Below are 18,372 nucleotides of genomic sequence, written 5' to 3'. Positions count from 1 at the left end.
CTAATTTGCATCAAATCAACAGGCTTATTTTATAAGCATTGGGGCTGCACTTAAAAAAGCAAATCGATTGATCAGGGGCAAACGCTTTCCCCCAGCGTTCCTATCAGATCCATTTCAACCCGTTCGCCGGCGGCATACCCTTTTTCCCCGGGCACTCTAACCAGGCAATTGCTTTCCAAAAAGCTGGACAGGATACCGGAAGCCTGCTTGCGGGCAATCTTCACCCGCAATTCACCCGAGGAAGAAATATAAGCGAACCCGCGTAAAAAACGGGTATGAGGCATCGGCATCATGGCAATCGGTTCGTCGCATATCCCGGTTAACCGTTGAGGCAGCGGATTCCTCCGCCCGCACATCCTGCGAATCGCCGGCAACAAATAAAGCCAAGCGTTCACGTAAGACGAGGCCGGATTTCCCGCTAAGGCAAAAATGGGCTTATCCTGCCAGGTTCCAAACAGCGCAGGCATCCCTGGACGGATTAATGTTTTCCAGAACACCACTTTTGCGCCGATTTTCTCAAATGTATTTCCGAGGAAATCATAGTCCCCCATAGAAACGCCTCCGCTGGTGACCAGAACATCCACCTGCTGAAGCGCTTCGGTTATGCGTTTTTCCAGCTCTTCCGGGTGATCCTGCACAATCCCCAAATAAACCGGGTCGCCTCCGGCCGCTCTCACCTGTCCTGCCAGCATGACACCGTTGCTGTCACGGTGTTTCCCGGGGGAGATCTGTTGATCGACATGCAGCAGCTCGCTTCCCGTCGAGAGAATCCCGACCTTAGGTTTATCGTAAACCGGAACAACCCCGACTCCAAAAGTGGACAGAAGACCCGCCTCAACAGGTCCGATAAAGGTCCCTTCCGGGAGGATGATTGTGCCCTCCTCTACATCCGCTCCCTTCCTTAGAATCGATTCGCCGGCCGTAACCGAACGGTAAATCCATACGCTTGATCGCCCCTTATCTTCCCCAATCTCCGTCTCCTCCACTTTGACTACCGCATCCGCGCCTTTGGGGATAGGCGCTCCCGTCATAATGCGGCTGGCCATGCCCGGGGCAATCTGCTTCTCCGGTATATGTCCGGCGGGAATTTCTTCAATAGTGTTCAGCTTCACAGGGGTTGAACGGCTGGCCCATTTCACGTCCTCCGCCCTCAGGGCATACCCGTCTACCGTAGAACGGTCATACATCGGGACGTTATGATCGGACAGCACAGGGTCCGCAAGACAATACCCGTACGCTCGGGATAAAGGAATAGAAGCGAGCGGAAGGGGACGAACTGTGGCGAGAACAAGACGCTGCGCCTCCTCCAACGGAATGGGCGAAGCATTAGGTATATATAACGCCATATCGGTTTCAGCCTCCAATGTAGGACATCTCGATTTTCTTTTTCTCCGGGTTCTTGGTGTGGAGAAGCCGCTCGTCGGAGTAACGGTCCCGGCGGCTGCCCCATACCCCCATAATCAACCGGCGTATCTCTTCATCCTCCGCTCCGGAGCGGATCAGCGAACGCAGATCTGTTCCTTGAGAAGCAAACAGACAGGTGTACAGGAAACCGTCCGCCGACAGGCGAGCCCTTGTACAGGTCGAACAAAAGGAATCGGTTACGGAAGAAATAACGCCGATTTCTTCGTCCGTTCCCTCATAGCGGTAGCGGTCGGCCACTTCCCCCAAATAATCGGAACGCATTCGTTCCAAAGGCATCTCGGCATGAATGCGTTCGATGATTTCTTGCTTGGACACCACATGCTTGAGATTCCAGCCGTTGCTGTTTCCGACATCCATAAACTCAATATAACGTAAAATATGCCCCGTCCCGCGGAAAAATCGGGCCATAGGCACGATATCCTGATCATTGATCCCTCGAATGACGACCATGTTCACTTTGACTTTCATCCCGGCTTTCGATGCGGCATCGATGCCTTCCATTACCGTTCGGACATCGCATCGCCCGCCGTTCATTTGGCCAAACCGGTTCTCGTCTATGCTGTCCAAACTGACATTGATCCGCTGAAGACCTGCATTCTTCAGCTCCTCTGCATATTTTGCCAGCAGTGAACCATTGGTGGTTAAGGTGACGTCATTCACACCTTCGATCGACCGCAGCATCCGGATTAGATTCGGCAGTTCCTTGCGCAGCAGCGGCTCTCCGCCAGTGATGCGGATTTTTTCAACGCCGAGGGATGCGAAAATGCGGGCTAAACGGGCGATTTCCTCAAAACCGAGCAGCTGATCTTTTGGAAGGAACAGATGGTCTGGACCAAACAACTCTTTCGGCATACAATAACGGCAGCGGAAATTGCAGCGATCGGTTACGGAAATCCGCAAATCACGTAGAGGGCGCTGTAATGAGTCTGTCATTTTGCTGATCTGATCCATCTTCTCTCCCCCTCATGTTATTTTTTTATTTTTGATTTTCAGCAGCTCGGCCATAATGCTGACACTGATCTCCTCAGGCCCTTCCGCACCGATACTTAAACCTATAGGTGAATGCACCCAATCAGGCAAAGCATCGGGCGCCATGAGGCGCGTGGTTCTCAATCGGGGTCCCAATACCCCCAGATACTGAGGCGGCGATGCAATCAAATCGCGTAAAATCGATTGGTCCCGCTGGAAGCTGTGCGTCATAATGAGTACATAGCTTGTTTGGGGAATGTTATTTTTTTGCAGATAAGTCTCCGGATGCTCAGGGATCAATTGATCCGCCGTTGGAAAAATTTCTGCGTTACAGCGACTGGTTTTGGGGTCGATAATGGTAACAAAGAAATCCAAATGAGAGGCCAGTCTGGCTATCGGTTCCACATCCGGCCCTGCCCCGAAAATGTATAGCTGCTCTCTGGGTTCGTACAGCTCAAGTAAGAATTCGCCTTCAACGTCTGCTAAACGGATTAATTCAATCTTCCTGCCGCTGATTAAAAACCGCTTTAACTCCGGTATGATCTTCTCCTTCAAGCCTGTTTCCGCGTCCCCAAGGACCGCCCCGTTGTCCGTATAAAATAAATGCACCCTTTGCGCGTCATCGTCACTTACACGTTTTGCGCTTGCAACCTTGCTGCCGTTATTCAGAACCGATTCCACTTCAGGCCATATGGGCTGATGGTGATCAGGAGGGATATATTCCCATTCATTAGGCTCCACATAAACCTTGATGCTCCCGTTGCAGCCGGCTCCCTGCCCCCAGGACAAATCGTCCTCCGACCTTAAGTCATAAATGACTGTCTTGGGCTGCCGATGGTTAATGATCTCACGGGCATGGTAAGCTAAATCTTCTTCCAAACAGCCGGCGCTAATCGTTCCATATTGGCTGTCGTCTTCCCCGATTAACATTTTTGCTCCCGGGTGGCGGTATGTGGAACCATCTACGGCAATGATCGTCGCCATGGCGAATCGTTGTTGTTTCTTTTCTTTCATTTTCTTTAGAATCCGGTAAGAATCATTCATAGCCATTACTCCTCCGACATGAATATATTTTTCATACGCTGCTTTTCTCTTCAACCATTCATTGGATTAGCTCAGAGCCGAGTGTCAACAAGCACTTTCGGGTATTTGGAGGCAATATCCGAGTGGCATATGAATTATTTCTTAAATACATAAAAGGATTGGGAGACTTGATTCCATCCATGCCCAAATGGCGGATAGCGCCTTCCGTCACATCCTGAATCAACGTGTCGGAAGCTGCCTTTGCGCGTCTCAACCAAATGCCGGAATTGCCCTCGGACATGGGTCGGGAATCAATGGATTTATCCAATAATAATTGTGCGCTGTGTGAAAGCACATCGATTTGGCCTAGCCATCTCACGATCTCCATGTCTTCATTTGGTTTGACACAGCGCTGTCTTTCTTTCTCTATAAAAAGCTCTATTCCTAAATCGGCCATGCCGATGTTGATAGCGCATATTCCAAGGGGGAGAATGTCGGGATGGGTTAAACCCGTAATCGCTCCAGGCTGTCCGACCAACTCAGCCGGAGATAATGGATAGGATTTGAAACGGACGCTGTAGGTAGAAGAAGCGACCATGGCATCCAGACCATTGGATTTGATCACTTCAACGGCCGGATGCTTCCCGTTAACCAGGCAAAGCTGTAAAGAGTCCATCGATGGCTGACTCCACTCGGGCTGTGCAAAAACAACATAATAATCAGCCAGACCTGCAAGAGTGCAGAAATCCTTTTGGCCGTTGAGAATCATCGAAGCATGGTTTTGCGAGATTCGGGTAGAAAAATCATACCTGTAGTCTCTTCCGTCCTCTGACCGGGCAAGCGCAAACAGGCTTGCATCATCCAGCCATGTTTTCAGGCGGCTCCGAAACGTTTTCTTTCCCACCTCATACACCATGTACACAGCAACATTATGAACATGAACCGCCAGGGTCAATGCTCCGTCCCCGTAAGCCAATTGCCTTATCACCTGCAGGTAACTTCTCAGATCCAGCCCCAGTCCTCCGAAACGGGAGTCCACCAGCATGCGGTGAAACCCGGCTTGTATGAGCTGCGGCCAAACTTTTAACAGCACCCGTTCCTTATCCGTCTCTTTATCCATATGATTTCGAATGACTTCGGCAAGGTCTTTAGCAGTATCCAATAAGTCTTTCCATACCATAGGTTGCTGTCCCACCATCCTCCCACCTTCCCCTATTGAAAAATCACACCAAAACCGCTATAAACCACAGACTTGTCTTCCAGCGATTTTGGTGCTCGTGAAATGAAGTTTATTGTCAGCCGTCATGCAGCGTCGCTGCGTGTCATTCAGCTTGCTTCTTTCTTCATCGCGCTAAAAAATTGCCCCATTAATAAACTGGCTACACCCGACATCATCCGCTGTCCGATCCCGGCAATCACTCCCCCGACCGTAGCCTCGCCTTCGCATATGACGTTGGTTCGGTTGTCGGCCACCTGCTCGAGTTTGATCAGCATTTCCTGCTGTACAAATCCTAACGGCCCCTGGCCGTCCATACTCAACCGGAATTGTTCGCCTTCCACCGCATCAAACAGCTTTACCGTCCCTTTGTAACGCCCTTTCACCATCTTGATTCCAACCTCCAGCTCCGCACTGTAAGTATTGTCATCAATGGCTTGCAGCGATTTCAGCCCTGGCATGGTTCGGATCAAAACATCAGGATCCGTAAGCAATTGATATGCCGTAGCCGAATTGGTCGGAAGTTCATAAGTACCGGACACCTTCATTCATTCCACTCTCCTTGAGCATTGTTTATTGAAGAAAAACTTCCCGGGAGAGAACTCCCGAGAATCGTGTTTTTACTTTTGATTTAACGTTCTCCAAATCGATTCCGCAGTCAAAGGCAGATTCAGAAGCTTAAACCCCGGACGGTCGATCGCATCTGTGATCGCACTGGCTAAGGTAGCGGGGACCGGTCCCGGAATTCCCTCTCCCTTGCCCTTTGTGCCCAAAGGTGTATAAGGAGTGGGAACGTTGTACTCGATCATTTCGATATCGGGAACATCGGCAGCCGATGGCATATGATACTCCATTAAGGTCGTGGATAAAGGCTGGCCCGTTTCATCGAAGTAATATTTCTCATACCGGGTGTTGCCTATTCCCAAAACTACACCGCCGTGAACTTGCCCGCGAACGATCATGGGATTAATCGGAACTCCGCAATCGTCTACGACGACATAACGTAAAATCTTGTAATCTCCCGTTTCCGGATTCACTTCAACCACCGCACCGTGTACACCAATACTCAGCATCCCGGCAATATCCGCTTCAAAGTAAGCGGTCGCTTCCAAACCGGCTTCCATTCCGGCCGGAAGTTTGGTTGGCCCCAGTATCGCTACATCGGCGATATCCCTAAGCTTTATTCTTTTGCTCGGTTCTTTATTCCAAATGACTTCTCCATTGGCAAAAGTAAAATCTTCCGGTTCGGCGTCTACTCCCAGGATGTGGGCGGCGATTTTTTGGATTTTCGGCTTCAGCTTCCGGCAAGCCAGAACAGCGGCACTAACCGTATAGGACGCTCCCCGGTTCCCCAAGGTTCCCGAAGCGAATGGAGTACCGAACGTATCGCCATAACTGATATATACATCGTCAATCGTAATCCCAAGCTCGTCCGCTACGGCTTGCGCAATGGTCGTTTCATGGCCCTGCCCTTGCGGGGAGTCCCCTTCAAATACCTGAACCATGCCATGAGCATCAATCTTAATGGTAGCCGCCCCATAACCCGGTTGATTTTCCATCGGCACAAAGATTTGCGAGCCCAGACCGGACATTTCACAGCCCATAGCAAAGCCGACACCGATCAAACGCCCGTTCTTTCGCGCTTCTTTTTGCTCCTCTTTCACCCGGTCATAATCGAGGTGTTCGAGAAGCTTTTGGAAAGCGCCTTCATAATCTCCGCTATCATGCGTGATTCCTGTAGCTGTAACATGGGGGAACTGCTTGATGATATTCGTTTCAAACACTTGACGGGGATCCAGTTTCAGCTCCCTCGCTACCAAATGCATCGCATAATCCATTGCAAACCGGCCGGGGAATTCTCCGAACGCCCTGCTGGGTGTGGATGAAGGCTTGTTGGTTACTACGCAAGACAAATCGATATGGACACTTGGAACATCGTAAGCGTTCGTTAAGTACGCCGCACCTAACCATGACATGACAAATCCCAGGTAAACTCCGATTCTGCCATCCCCGACATCGGCAATCATACGGTTTCTAAGGCCGAGAATTTTGCCATCCTTGCGAACGGCAAGCTCCAGGTTATGAATTTGGTCACGTTCATGACCGATCGTCATCAGGCTTTCCATTCGGTTTTCGACCCATTTGACAGGTCTTTTCAGCTTTAACGCCAAATAACTGATGAGAAGTTCTTCACGATAGACAGGAGCCTTGGTTCCAAAGGCGCCGCCGACGTCCTTGGGAGCGATGACCCGCACCTTATGATGAGGAATGTTCATGATTTGCGATATCGCCATCCTCAAAATATGCGGCCGTTGTGAATTGACATGAACGGTCAAACCCTCAAATCCGTCATAGGTGGCAAGCGCCCCCCGCGTTTCCATCGGAGCCGCTCCCGTACGATGACCGTAAAACCGTTCGGAAAGGATAAAATCCGCTTCCTCAAAAGCTTTATCCACATCTCCATTGGCGAGTACGCCATGCCAAAGCACATTATTTTTCCAATCCTCATAGATCTTCGGAGCTTCGGGCTTGAGCGCTTCCTCCGGATTGATAAGAGCAGGCAAAGGTTCATATTCAATCTCGACCAGTTGCGCCGCATCCTCGGCAATATATTTGCTTTCCGCTATCACAGCCACGACCGGATCGCCTACCCATAGGACTTTATCGATCGCCAGCGGATAAACGGTCGGGAGCTGCAGTTCCCCGCCCAAATTAGGGATAATGGATGGAACGAGCATCGGCTTCATGGCTGCGGCCACTTCCGCACCGGTCACAACCGCTACCACACCAGGGTAGTTCTCCGCCTTGCTGATATCGATATGGCGAATTCGCGCATGCGCATGAACACTTCGTACCACATGAAGATATGTTGTTCCGGGTAAGGTGTAATCGGCAATATATTTTCCCTCTCCCACTAATAACCGGGGGTCTTCACGACGACGAATAGGCCGTCCCACCCATTTCGTCTCAGATGCAGTTGTAGTAGTCATACACCGAATCCTCTCCTTAATAGAGAATAGTTATTTATCCTAGTTAGCCAATAATTTATCCCGCTGCTCCTTAGGCATAGAGGCTAAACGATCTGCGGCATATTGTACCGCTTCGATAATGTGCTGATAACCGGTACATCTGCATAAGTTGCCGACCAGCGCTTCTCTGATTTCGGTATCGGATGGATGCGGATTGACCTTTAATAAATTATATGCGGACATCATCATTCCGGGGGTGCAAAAACCGCATTGCAGGCCGTGTTTTTCCCAGAAGCCTTCCTGAATGGGATGAAGATTATCGGCCTCTCCCAGTCCTTCTACGGTCATAATGTTGGAGCCTTCGGCCTGAACCGCCAACATCAAACAAGATTTGATCGCTTCTCCGTTCAGCACCACGGTACATGCTCCGCATCTTCCTTCCACCGAACATCCCACGTGAGTCCCCGTAAAGCCCAGCTCTTCCCGCAAGAAATCCACCAGCAGCATACGGATCGGAACCTGCTTCTCTACGATCCGGCCATTGACGCGCACCTGAATCGTTTTTGTTCCATCTACACCGGCCGTTTGAACGCCCTGTACTGAATTCGCCATTAGAGAATTTCCCCCTTTGCTCTTCGGACTGCTTTGGATAACACATTAACCCCGTATTCCTTGAGAAGAACCTTGCGGTAGGAAGCTGTCGCGCGCATATCGGATTCCACTTCGATTTCCTGGGCCAGGACATCCGCTGCTTCCTGCAGAAGCTCCATTGTAACCGTTTTCCCGACAAGGAACTTTTCGGTGTCTACAGCTCGCTGCGGACGGGGGTTCACTCCGCCGACGTAAATTCGGGAAGATTGACAAATATCGTCCGCCAGAGTAACCCGGGCTCCAACGCTAATCACCGAAAAATCGCCAAACACGACGGCGTGCTTACTGTAGGCAGATCCCGATCCCGGCTCCGGGGATGGAATGTCAATATATACAAGAAGTTCGTTATCCTCGACAACCGTCGTCATCAAACCAAGGAAAAAGTCTTCTGCAGAATAAATGCTCTCGCCTTCCTTCGAACGAATCCGGAAGGTGCCGTCCAAAACCAGGATCGGTACCGGAAGATCGGCTGCCGGATCCGCATGAACCAAACTGCCCCCAATGGTTCCTCTATTTCTGATCTGTACATCTCCTATATATTTTGCCGCATCAGAAATAATAGGATATTTGGATAACACCAAAGGATGGGTGGCCAGCGTTTTGTGTCGGGTCAATGCACCGATTCTGAGAATCCGATTTCCCGGTTCCCGGAATCTTTCGCCAAATTCCTGAATTTCCATCACCTTGTTAATGTCAATGACGGCTGATGTTTCCATCATTCTCAGCTTCAATATAGGCAGCACGCTTTGACCGCCGGCGACAATCTTCGCCTGGCTTCCGTACTGATCTAGCAGCTCTAAGCACTCCTCTAATGATGACGGAGCATAATATTCAGATATCGGTGCCGGATACATAAACTTTTCACCTCTTAATTTTAAAGTTATGCTTATGTCTACTGACCCTGTGGAGCAGCTACCATATCCATCTTGCTTTTTTAAGTCATATTCATCACCCCTTCATATTTTATAAGTGATCGGGCATTCAACATTTTGCTGCTTGTCATAGCAGAATGTTCTGTATAATATTTCCGGAATTAAGAGTAGTATAACAATTCAGGAAAGCGTTATCAATGAAACTGTTTTCATATTATGAAAAAAAAAGATTTTCCTAGTTTTATGTTAAAAAGGCTGTTGATTTACCATCAACAGCCCCGGAAAAAACAAACTATAACCAGCATATGCTGTGATAAAAAAAGTGTACAGCACCGCTGCAAATGTATACCTTCGATCCTGGAAAATGCGCGGGAGCATCCGCAATACTAAGAAAACGGATACTGCCGAGGTTCCTGCTGGACGGAAATCCATTTCACCGTTGTGAATTCCTCCAAAGCTGATTCTCCGCAATACCGGCCCAGTCCGGACGATTTTTCCCCGCCGAACGGGATATGGGATTCCACGTTTACGGTCTGATCATTGACGTGAATCATGCCCGTTACAATTTGCTGCGCCACTTTAATCCCCCGCTCGATCGATCCGGAGTGTACCGCGCCGCTTAATCCAAAATCGCAATCATTCGCGATCCGGATCGCTTCTTCCTCGCCGTCTACAGGAATAATAACCGCCACAGGGCCGAAGATCTCCGTCCTGGCGGCAGCCATATCGTTCGTTACATCCGTAAGAATATAAGGCTCGATGACGTTTCCTGCGACTTTGCCTTCAAGCTCAAGCTTGGCCCCTTCACTCAGGCTTTGTGTGATCAGGCTTTGAACCTTTTCGATTTGTTTTTGGTTGATCATCGGACCGATAATCGTATCGGGCTCGGCCGGGTTTCCGGCTTTCACTTTTAAAGTCGCTTCTTTAAATTTCTCAACAAATTCCGGATAGATTTTGCGATCTACGATAAAACGGTTGGTTGCAATACATATTTGACCCTGATGCAAATACTTGCCGAAGGCTGCGGAAGCGACGGCTTGATCCACATTCGCATCGTCAAGAATAATAAATGCGTTGTTGCCGCCAAGCTCTAAGGCCACCTTCTTCAAATGCCTGCCCGCAATTTCGGCAACTCTTTTCCCTGCCGCTGTAGAGCCCGTAAATGAAATCACTCTTGGAATCGGATGCTCCACAAAATCGTCGCCGACTTCTTCCAGGTCGTACACCACTACGCTGAACAATCCCTTCGGTATTCCCGCTTCCTCAAAGATTTGGGCTATGATCAGGCCGCCTGTGATCGGGGTCTGGGAATCGGCCTTTAATACAATCCCGTTACCGGTCGCAATCGCCGGCGCCACCACCCGGATACTCAAATAGAACGGCCAGTTCCAAGGTGTAATCGCTCCGACGACACCGACCGGATTACGATAAATACGGTTCTCCTTTCCCGGTATAAAGGAAGGAAGAATCTCGCCGTTCATCCGGAAGCAATACTTGGCCGCTTCCTTGACATCCCCGATGGCAGCGCCCACTTCAATTGATGCCTTTAATTGCGAGCTTCCGCTTTCTTCCACAAGCCATTTGACAATCTCCTCTTGACGTTCGGCTATAAGTGCTGCAGCCTTTTCCATCAGTGCGGCTTTCTCATGCGGGGGTACCTGCGCCCATTCCGCTTGAGCCTTCCTTGCCGCTTCATAGGCATCATGGATGTCCTGCTTATTGGCGAGCCTAATTTCAGTGATCACTTCATCGCTGAATTTGTTGGTAACCGCTGCGGTCCGCTGACTGGATCCTTCTTTCCATTCGCCGCCGATAAAAATTTTATTCCATAACGTAGCAGGAGACACCGTAGACATGCCGCTTCACTCCTCATTAAGTTTATTATCGATCCTTGACAACCATCATCATCCGGTTCAGTTGTGAATTTACGGCCTTAGCGTGTGTATGGAACAGACATCACCTCCCCTAAGAAATGCCAACCTGCCTGTCACCACGTTCTTTAACACCTCCCACTATAAAGTAATTTTTTCTCCTGTTTTCCCGCCCATTCTTAGTTTTTCAACTTTGACGCCTTGAGGATGTTGATAGACATTGGTGAACAATTGAATAGATTACATTTTTTTCTGTAAGGGCCGGTGGCGGGAATAGAGCTTGAACTCGATTTTATCCAAACTATGGATATATTGGTATGATCGCACAGTGGATCTCCACATTCACCCTTGGGGTTTACCCTCCCATGTCACGCTGGGTCTATGCCCTTACATTCCTTCGTTCTACCTCTCAAGGGGTGGAGGCCGATTCTTGCTCCCTTACTGGGTCGTTGCCCTTATGGTGTATTGTTCTTCGGCTTCTCCGGTGCTTCCGTTGTCAAAGTTGTACACATATGAATACGTGAGAATTCAGGATGACATTGATTAATTTTAAGCTGCACTCCGTTGTAGCTGGGCTTGTCGAACGGGTCCTAATACATCGATTGCATCATACTCTTTTTGCTTTGTCCCCAAGGTGTATAAGATTCGAATGAGTTTTCCACATAGGGCGATGATCGACTGTTTTTTCTTCAGCGGATTCTGACTCCGCGTGGTGTAGTGCTTGTGTAGAGCCTTGAACACTTCGTTCTTGGCCACCATCGGCATCATACAACGGAACAAAAGCGCTCGGAGGCGAGATCGCCCTCGCTTGGTGATGCCGGTCTTCCCTTTACGTTTACCAGAGCTGTTCTCTTTCAGGTTGAGACCCGCCAGGCGGATGATCTGCTGGCCATGGTCGTACTTGTTCAGGTCTCCTACCTCAGCCAGAAATCCAGCTACGGTGACTTCTCCAACCCCTGGGATACTTAGCATGTGTGCAGCTCCCGGAATTTTCTCCAGGATTTCCATCACCTTCTGCATCGTGGACTCCAGTTGCTTGATAAACAGATCGAACTGCTCTAATAGGGCGGATAATTCCAACCTTGCTGCCATGGTTCCTTCCGTTAATCCAATGGAGGACGTTGCAGCAGCGTAGAGTTGCTCTGCTCGCTTGATGCCTACGCCTCGCTTTACTTCCGTCTTCCAGTGTGTGAGAATGCCTCTGGCGCCTGTAGAGACAACCTCCTCTGGCGTTGGAAACCGTCGCATGGTCATAAGCGAGGTCTTGCCGTCCCATTCCTTAAATACGCTGGAATACTCTGGGAAGAAGCGATCGAACCAGTTCCCGATTCGTGCCTTCACTTGCTTGAGATTGATGGATACCTTCTCTCGAAAATTCATCAGAATACGCAAATCCGCATATTCCTTCGTCGGAAGACTGGGCTCAGAGTACTTGCCATTTCGGATTAAATCCGCAATGACTTTAGCATCCTTGTAGTCGCTTTTGGTCGGTGAATTGTCTTCCAGCTCTTTAGTTTTGTTTACATGATGCGGATTCACCACTACAACTTTGATGCCTTGCCCTTCTAAGAATGCAGCCAACGGGAACCAGTAGTGTCCAGTAGGCTCAACGCCAAATACAATTTCCGTTTTGGCATTAGCTTGCTGAAGTTCCTTCATCCACAAGGCTAGTTTCATTAGCCCTTCTTGATCGTTGTAAAAAGTGCATTCCTTGCCTAGTTCAAGGCCACGGAAGTCCACAGCACGAGCTACATGAATCTTCTTGGCAATGTCCGCACCGATGACAAGCGTTCTTTCGGAAATTCTTGTAATTCGTTGATTTTGCTTCTGTTTCAGCTTATACTTCATGGTAGAGCGTCCTCCTTTTAATTAGGGCAGTGAATGTGTCCCATTCCAAGACCCAGCATACAGGAGACGCTTTTTTCATTCAAACCTCAATTTACTTCATTACAGGAATGGCTCCTTTTATCGAAATCGAATAGCGCCGCTCCGCTGATGCAACCAATGTCTTCCCCTGTTCATCCGGTCCGTGGTCTCATCTCAACGGGCGGGAAGGAATTAAAATTTCTCCGTTATTGATGTTAATCACCCCTTGGGAAGTCAGCCTTACCTTAGGCAAATGAGTGGAAGATAAAAATTCAAGCGAATAAATCGGGTCGGCAAAACCAAAGCCCGATTCGCGCAGGAGCTCAAGCAATCGTGACGTTTCCGCAATTAAGGCGTCCATATCCAGCAGACTCATCGTACCCAATAAGGGCAGGGACAAATCGAAACGCATGTCCCCTTGATGAACCACGCAAATCCCGCCTTGACCCGCAAGGACATGATTGGCCGCCCGGGCCATCTGAACCGGATCTCTTCCCAGAACGATCAAATCGCCTGTAAGAGAATAAGTAGAGGCCAAAGCATCCACTTCGCCAAAACCCTTCATCACGCCCACCGTGATCCATTCCCCTCTGCGGTCAAGAAGCGAGACGTACACATAACCCGGTGAATCGGTCAGCCGCACTTTTCCGTCGATGACGGTCAGCCGCTCCAATCGATTATGAGTAATCACGGCATTGACCAGTTCGATCACCGGTATTTTATCCTCCGCGCAATATACCTCGAACCATTCCGGCTGTACGCATGGATCCATAACGGCAAGGGACCCGATACCATACCTGCTCCATTCCACCTCAGGAAAGGAGGCGGTCAGCATCCCCCTCTCAGCAGCGATCCGCCCATTGGCCATCACTTTCACAGGAGTGGGATTCCTCAGATCTTCCAGAAAGACAATATCCGCGATCCGTCCCGGACTGATTCCTCCCAAATCCTGATCAAGACCGTAATAGACGGCAGGATTAAGCGATGCCATCCGGTAGGCGTCCACCGGGTTCAATCCTGCGTCGATGGCGATCCGTATACAGGCATCCGTAAATCCCTCGGCAAGGAAGAAGGGCGGTGAGCCGTCGGTTGTCAGCATCATCCGGTCCCAGTAGCGGCAGCCGGTATTGAGCAAGCCTTTGATCAATTCACCCAAATCAGGCCGGATCGAAGAATGACGAAGGGTGGCATAGTAGCCTAAACGAAGCCTTCTCATCACTTCTTCCGCCGTAATACTTTCGTGGCAGCCGGTCGCGCCCGCAGCCGCTACAGCATTCAAGGTTTCTACGGATGCGCCGGGGTTGTGGGTTTCGATCCTTTTGCCGGCGAGACGCGCTTCCCGCATGCGGGCGATCATAGACGGATCGCCGTTAATGGCTTCCTTCCAATAGGTAAGCTCCCCCGCTTGCAGCACAGACGGATTCCGCAGCATGCGCCGAACGCGGTCAGCTGTAAACTGCCGCTGCATCTCCTTTTCCCTTACGTTCGGGTCCAGGCGCGCCCACCAAAAATTTTTGACCGGCATCCCCTCTAAAGCCTCGATCAATCCTTCGAATTCATGCTGCTGCAGTTGAAGAAAGAAGGATATATTATCATGCAGGATCGTTGTTGTTCCCCGGGCTAACGCATATTCGCCCAGCGACCGCGGATTGTACATATGAAACGAATGGGCGTGAGGTTCGATGTAGCCCGGCACAAGGGTATACCCTTGCGCCTCGATGATTTGGGTATTCGCATCGGTCAAAGGCTCTTTTTCACCCACGTAGGCGATGCGGTCTTCAAAAAGGACGACATTTTGTTTACTCCATTCGCCGGTATATAGGTTAAGTATGTGGGCTTCCTTGATCCAAGCGGTTGCCGGTGCTCTGAACCGGGAGACAGAAATCAACTCGCTTAATTTTTCCTCTGTAAAATGACGTAAAGTGCTGTTCATGATTTCTACCCCCTTCTCATGATGAGTGACCGCCAGAAACCTCGAATCCGGCTCTGTTCATGCCGCTACCTGCTTTTTCCTTCCAGGTGAATTGAACGGACTCCCGCTTCGGAATTCACATAATCCTCCAATTCGATCTTTTCGAATCCCGGAATCCGAACCCGCAAGTACCGCATGGGCTCGCTTTGCAGAGGAATCGTGCAGTCGAGCCCCATTTTTGCCCCCGTCCCCTCATCCGTAGAGGGATCGAGCTTGGAGCCCTGTGCTCCATGGACGACCACCAAATCCCTATCCGCCTGAAAACGCGTGGCGATCGCCCATTCCACTTCCTCCATATTGAAGATGTCCACGTCTTCATCCACAACGACGACATGCTTGATGTCAAAGCTGTTTGCAAAGGCGGCGAATATCGCATTTTTGGCTTCCCCTTCGTTTCTTTTTTTGATGGAAACGACAGCATGGTAGCGGCAAGTCCCGCCGGCGCTCATATGGACTGCCCGGACCGTCGGTACGGTTTGGCGAATCGTTTGGAACAGGCTCGCTTCCCGGGGAATGCCCCCAAGCAGCAGATGTTCATAGCCTGCGGGAACGATGGTGTAAAACATCGGATGATTGCGGTGCGTCACTGCGGTAATTTGGACGACTTCTTTATCGCTGCGGGGACCATAGTACTTGGGAAATTCACCGAAGGGCCCTTCCGGCTCGCGTACGTGAGGCAGGATTTGGCCCTCCAGCACGATCTCCGCATACGCCGGGACGTCAATATCGACCGTTTCGCAGCGGACTACCTCCAGGGGCTCTCCGCGCAGGGCTCCTGCGATTTCCAGCTCATCTACCCCAAACGGAGTGCTGGCTTGAGAAGCCAGCAGCGTGACCGGATCAACGCCGATGACAATAGCGCATTCCAGCGGCCTGCCGGTCTCCTCGGCCTGTTTAAATAAGTGGTGCGTATGGCGGGGCAGCAGCAGGGCTCCCAGTTTGTCTTTTCCCGAAACCTGCAAACGATGAATCGAAACGTTCTGTTTGCGCGTGACCGGATCGCGCACGATAAACAACCCTGCGGTGATGTAATTTCCCGAATCCTTCTCATGGTGAACCGGAATCGGCAGCATCTTCATCAAATCGATATGCTCCCGAATGATATTTTCTTTGACAGGCGCTTCCGCGCGATCAACCGGTTTGCAAGGAAGTGGAGAGGAGACGGCCTGGGTAAACCTCGGAATGACTCCGTTTAGATCGGTTTCCAATGCTTCCGCAAAATCTTCCCGCGCAGAGCATATTCCCGACACAACCGGAATCGGATAGTCCTCCACGTGTGAGAAATATACGGCTTTCACACCGTCAAGCTTTTTGGCGACAGCCGCCGCTTCGTACTGCAAGCTGACCTTTTTGTCAACGACCGCCAAACGGTCTTTGGAGTGAAGGTACTCTATCCATGTGCGAAATGTCTTGGCCTTCATAAAGAATAGCCTCCCCCGCATGATTGTTTCCTGCTTGCTTACACTGCGGCAGGCTTACCGAATATATCTTTAAGCCGCCGTTCGAACATTTTGGTTAAACGTTCACGCCCGCGAACTTCAGGAGGCGTCGGATACTCCTTCCCGTTCACGACGACCGGCTGGTCATAACGGATCAGAATGTACGGAAGATAATCGTCGTACACTGCACGAATACGCTTGGCATGGACAGGATTGCGTGCAAACAGCTTCAACATGCGCAGTCCGAAGCCGACATGGCGGCCCTCGTCTTCCTTAATGCGGGCGAATCCTTCCGCCAGTCCCGGGAGCAGCCCTTTGCTTCCGTATACCGCTTCAAATACTTCGTACCCGGTCATGGCCTGAACGCCTTCAATGATCCCTTGGTAATGGGTCAGCCCTTCTACCAGTGCGGCCTCACGGTCCCCGGGTCCTTGCTCAAGAGCTGCCAGCATCTTTTTCACCCGATCATCGAGCTTCTGCTGAACGATATTTTTCACACCGGGAATGCGTTCCTTACCGAAAACCTCCTTGAAATAACGCATGAAAAACTCCGTATGCTTAAATTCCTCAAGCAGCTGAGTGCTTAAAAAAGCCTGCTGCTCCGTAGAAGAACCGAGCATAATCCACGGACAGAACTTTAGGGCCACGTTTTCTTCCGCATCCAGGAAGCCTGTGCAAAAATGAATGAGATAGCCTTGAAGATCCGGATCAAGGGACTCAAAATCAGCTTTGTCCTGACTCAGATCAATGGCGGCCGGGTCCCAGGTGCCGAAGCGGATCGCTTTGCGGTACAAGTCCCACGCCACTTCGTCCGTAGACCGGTCAAGGCTTGGGATCAGATCCCCGGATTCAACTTGCTTCTCGTTTAGACTCATCATCAATTACCTCCCCAATATAATATACATTCTTTGTAAAACTAGAAAATTCCTTCTAATAACTCCAATACTTCATGTTCCGTCGGCGTACGCGGATTAAACTTCATCATACCGCTTTTGAATGAATCCCTGGCGATATCCGTCAGCTTCTCTTCCGGTACGCCGACATCCCGAAGCCGGGTTGGAAGCCCGATATCGCGCACCATCTGGGCAACAGCCGATGCGGCTCCTTCCGCTTTAGTTCCCGCACCATTGGCTATGGCAACCATCAGCTGGGCAATCGTCGCCGCCTTTTCCGGACGGACGGAGGCATTGAATTCGACGACGGAAGGAAGCAGCAGCCCGATCGCGACCCCGTGCGGAACGTGGCAATGTCCTGACAGAGCGCTGCCTATCGCATGGGCCAAGCCTAAAAATCCGTTATTGAAAGCCATGCCGGCGAGCAAGCTTCCATGGGACATTCCGATGCGGGCCTCGATATCGGACCCGTCATGAACGGCACGGCGCAAGTTGGCGCTGACGGCGGCAATGGCCCGCATGGCCAGGGCATCGGATGCCGGGCGGGATCTTACGGAGAAGAACGTTTCGATCCCGTGCGCCAAGGCATCAATACCTGAAGCCGCCGTCATCCTTGCCGGCAGATTCATCGTGAGCTCCGGATCAACCAAAGCGATCGTCGGAGCCATGTGCTGGCTTGTTACGGTTACTTTCACTTGATTATGCCAATCCGAGTAAACGCCGAATATCGTTACCTCGCTTCCCGTACCGGAAGTCGTCGGGATGGCAATAAGGGGAACGGGATTGGCCGCAGGAATTCGATTGACACCGGCATAATCTCCGATACTTCCCCCGTTGGCCGCTACTGCGCGAATGCCTTTGGCGGCATCGATCGAGCTGCCCCCGCCGACGGCAACGATGCCGTCGTAAGGTTGGGTCCTGAATGCGGCAGCTCCGCGATCGATCGTCTCCAGGCCGGGATCGGGCTCCACATCCGTATAGAGATCGAACGTGATCCCGGATGACCGCAGCGATTCCGTCATCGCGGTAAGCAAGCCCGCTGACGCTACCCCTTTGTCGCTGACTATGAATACTTTTCTTACATCAAGCTGCAGCAATCTTTCTCCAAGACGAGCCGCCTTGCCGTATCCGAACTCAATTAACGTAGGAAGATGGAAGGAAAACTCAAATTCCTTCGGTTCGACCGCCAGCTTTCCGATCATCGTT

Annotated in this window: 14 protein-coding genes; all 14 read right to left on the bottom strand. The window is 50.7% G+C overall.

All coding sequences use genetic code 11. The features are described 5' to 3' along the window. Positions 1-71: 71 nt before the first annotated feature. The 14 genes from EXW96_RS21275 to EXW96_RS21210 all read right to left on the bottom strand — a co-directional run bounded on the left by EXW96_RS21275 (position 72) and on the right by EXW96_RS21210 (position 18,368). Positions 72-1,346: a molybdopterin molybdotransferase MoeA gene (locus tag EXW96_RS21275; protein ID WP_174351357.1), complete on the bottom strand. Its 1,275-nt coding sequence runs from the start codon at positions 1,344-1,346 to the stop codon at positions 72-74. Between the two features lie 7 nt (positions 1,347-1,353). Continuing rightward, positions 1,354-2,376: a GTP 3',8-cyclase MoaA gene (gene moaA / locus EXW96_RS21270; protein ID WP_174351356.1), complete on the bottom strand. Its 1,023-nt coding sequence runs from the start codon at positions 2,374-2,376 to the stop codon at positions 1,354-1,356. A gap of 12 nt (positions 2,377-2,388) precedes the next feature. Further along, complete coding sequence (locus tag EXW96_RS21265) at positions 2,389-3,438, bottom strand: XdhC family protein (protein WP_074728544.1); 1,050 nt, start codon at positions 3,436-3,438, stop codon at positions 2,389-2,391. 58 nt (positions 3,439-3,496) lie between these two features. Beyond that, positions 3,497-4,615, bottom strand: coding sequence for an acyl-CoA dehydrogenase family protein (locus tag EXW96_RS21260; protein ID WP_174351355.1), 1,119 nt, complete (start codon positions 4,613-4,615; stop codon positions 3,497-3,499). A 128-nt stretch (positions 4,616-4,743) separates the two neighbouring features. Beyond that, positions 4,744-5,181: an SRPBCC family protein gene (locus EXW96_RS21255; protein ID WP_062409768.1), complete on the bottom strand. Its 438-nt coding sequence runs from the start codon at positions 5,179-5,181 to the stop codon at positions 4,744-4,746. Positions 5,182-5,253: 72 nt separating this feature from the next. Continuing rightward, positions 5,254-7,623 (bottom strand): xanthine dehydrogenase family protein molybdopterin-binding subunit, encoded by a 2,370-nt coding sequence (locus EXW96_RS21250; RefSeq protein WP_062409769.1) that lies wholly within the window; start codon positions 7,621-7,623, stop codon positions 5,254-5,256. A gap of 39 nt (positions 7,624-7,662) precedes the next feature. Then, on the bottom strand, positions 7,663-8,214 hold the full coding sequence (locus EXW96_RS21245) for a (2Fe-2S)-binding protein (protein WP_062409770.1): 552 nt from the start codon (positions 8,212-8,214) through the stop codon (positions 7,663-7,665). Further along, the gene (locus EXW96_RS21240) at positions 8,214-9,107 is read right to left on the bottom strand and encodes an FAD binding domain-containing protein (protein WP_174351354.1); all 894 of its coding nucleotides are present in this window, start codon (positions 9,105-9,107) and stop codon (positions 8,214-8,216) included. The genes EXW96_RS21245 and EXW96_RS21240 overlap by 1 nt, the downstream gene beginning before the upstream one ends. A 404-nt stretch (positions 9,108-9,511) precedes the next feature. Then, positions 9,512-10,981, bottom strand: coding sequence for an aldehyde dehydrogenase family protein (locus tag EXW96_RS21235; RefSeq protein ID WP_074728552.1), 1,470 nt, complete (start codon positions 10,979-10,981; stop codon positions 9,512-9,514). Between the two features lie 564 nt (positions 10,982-11,545). After that, the gene (locus tag EXW96_RS21230; protein WP_375256441.1) at positions 11,546-12,844 is read right to left on the bottom strand and encodes an IS110 family RNA-guided transposase; all 1,299 of its coding nucleotides are present in this window, start codon (positions 12,842-12,844) and stop codon (positions 11,546-11,548) included. A gap of 187 nt (positions 12,845-13,031) precedes the next feature. After that, positions 13,032-14,795: an adenine deaminase C-terminal domain-containing protein gene (locus EXW96_RS21225; RefSeq protein WP_174351353.1), complete on the bottom strand. Its 1,764-nt coding sequence runs from the start codon at positions 14,793-14,795 to the stop codon at positions 13,032-13,034. Positions 14,796-14,860: 65 nt separating this feature from the next. After that, positions 14,861-16,255, bottom strand: a complete 1,395-nt coding sequence (locus EXW96_RS21220) for a UbiD family decarboxylase (RefSeq protein WP_174351352.1) — start codon at positions 16,253-16,255, stop codon at positions 14,861-14,863. A gap of 38 nt (positions 16,256-16,293) precedes the next feature. Further along, entirely contained in the window at positions 16,294-17,151 is an 858-nt protein-coding gene (locus tag EXW96_RS21215; protein ID WP_137670371.1) for a R2-like ligand-binding oxidase, read from the bottom strand. Positions 17,152-17,189: 38 nt separating this feature from the next. Then, the gene (locus EXW96_RS21210) at positions 17,190-18,368 is read right to left on the bottom strand and encodes an iron-containing alcohol dehydrogenase (protein WP_174351351.1); all 1,179 of its coding nucleotides are present in this window, start codon (positions 18,366-18,368) and stop codon (positions 17,190-17,192) included. Positions 18,369-18,372: the final 4 nt, after the last annotated feature.

Origin of the sequence: Paenibacillus sp. JMULE4, assembly GCF_013337105.1 — a bacterium.
In the GTDB taxonomy this organism is placed as follows: Bacteria; Bacillota; Bacilli; order Paenibacillales; family NBRC-103111; genus Paenibacillus_G; species Paenibacillus_G naphthalenovorans.
This window is presented reverse-complemented; position numbering and strand designations above follow the sequence as displayed.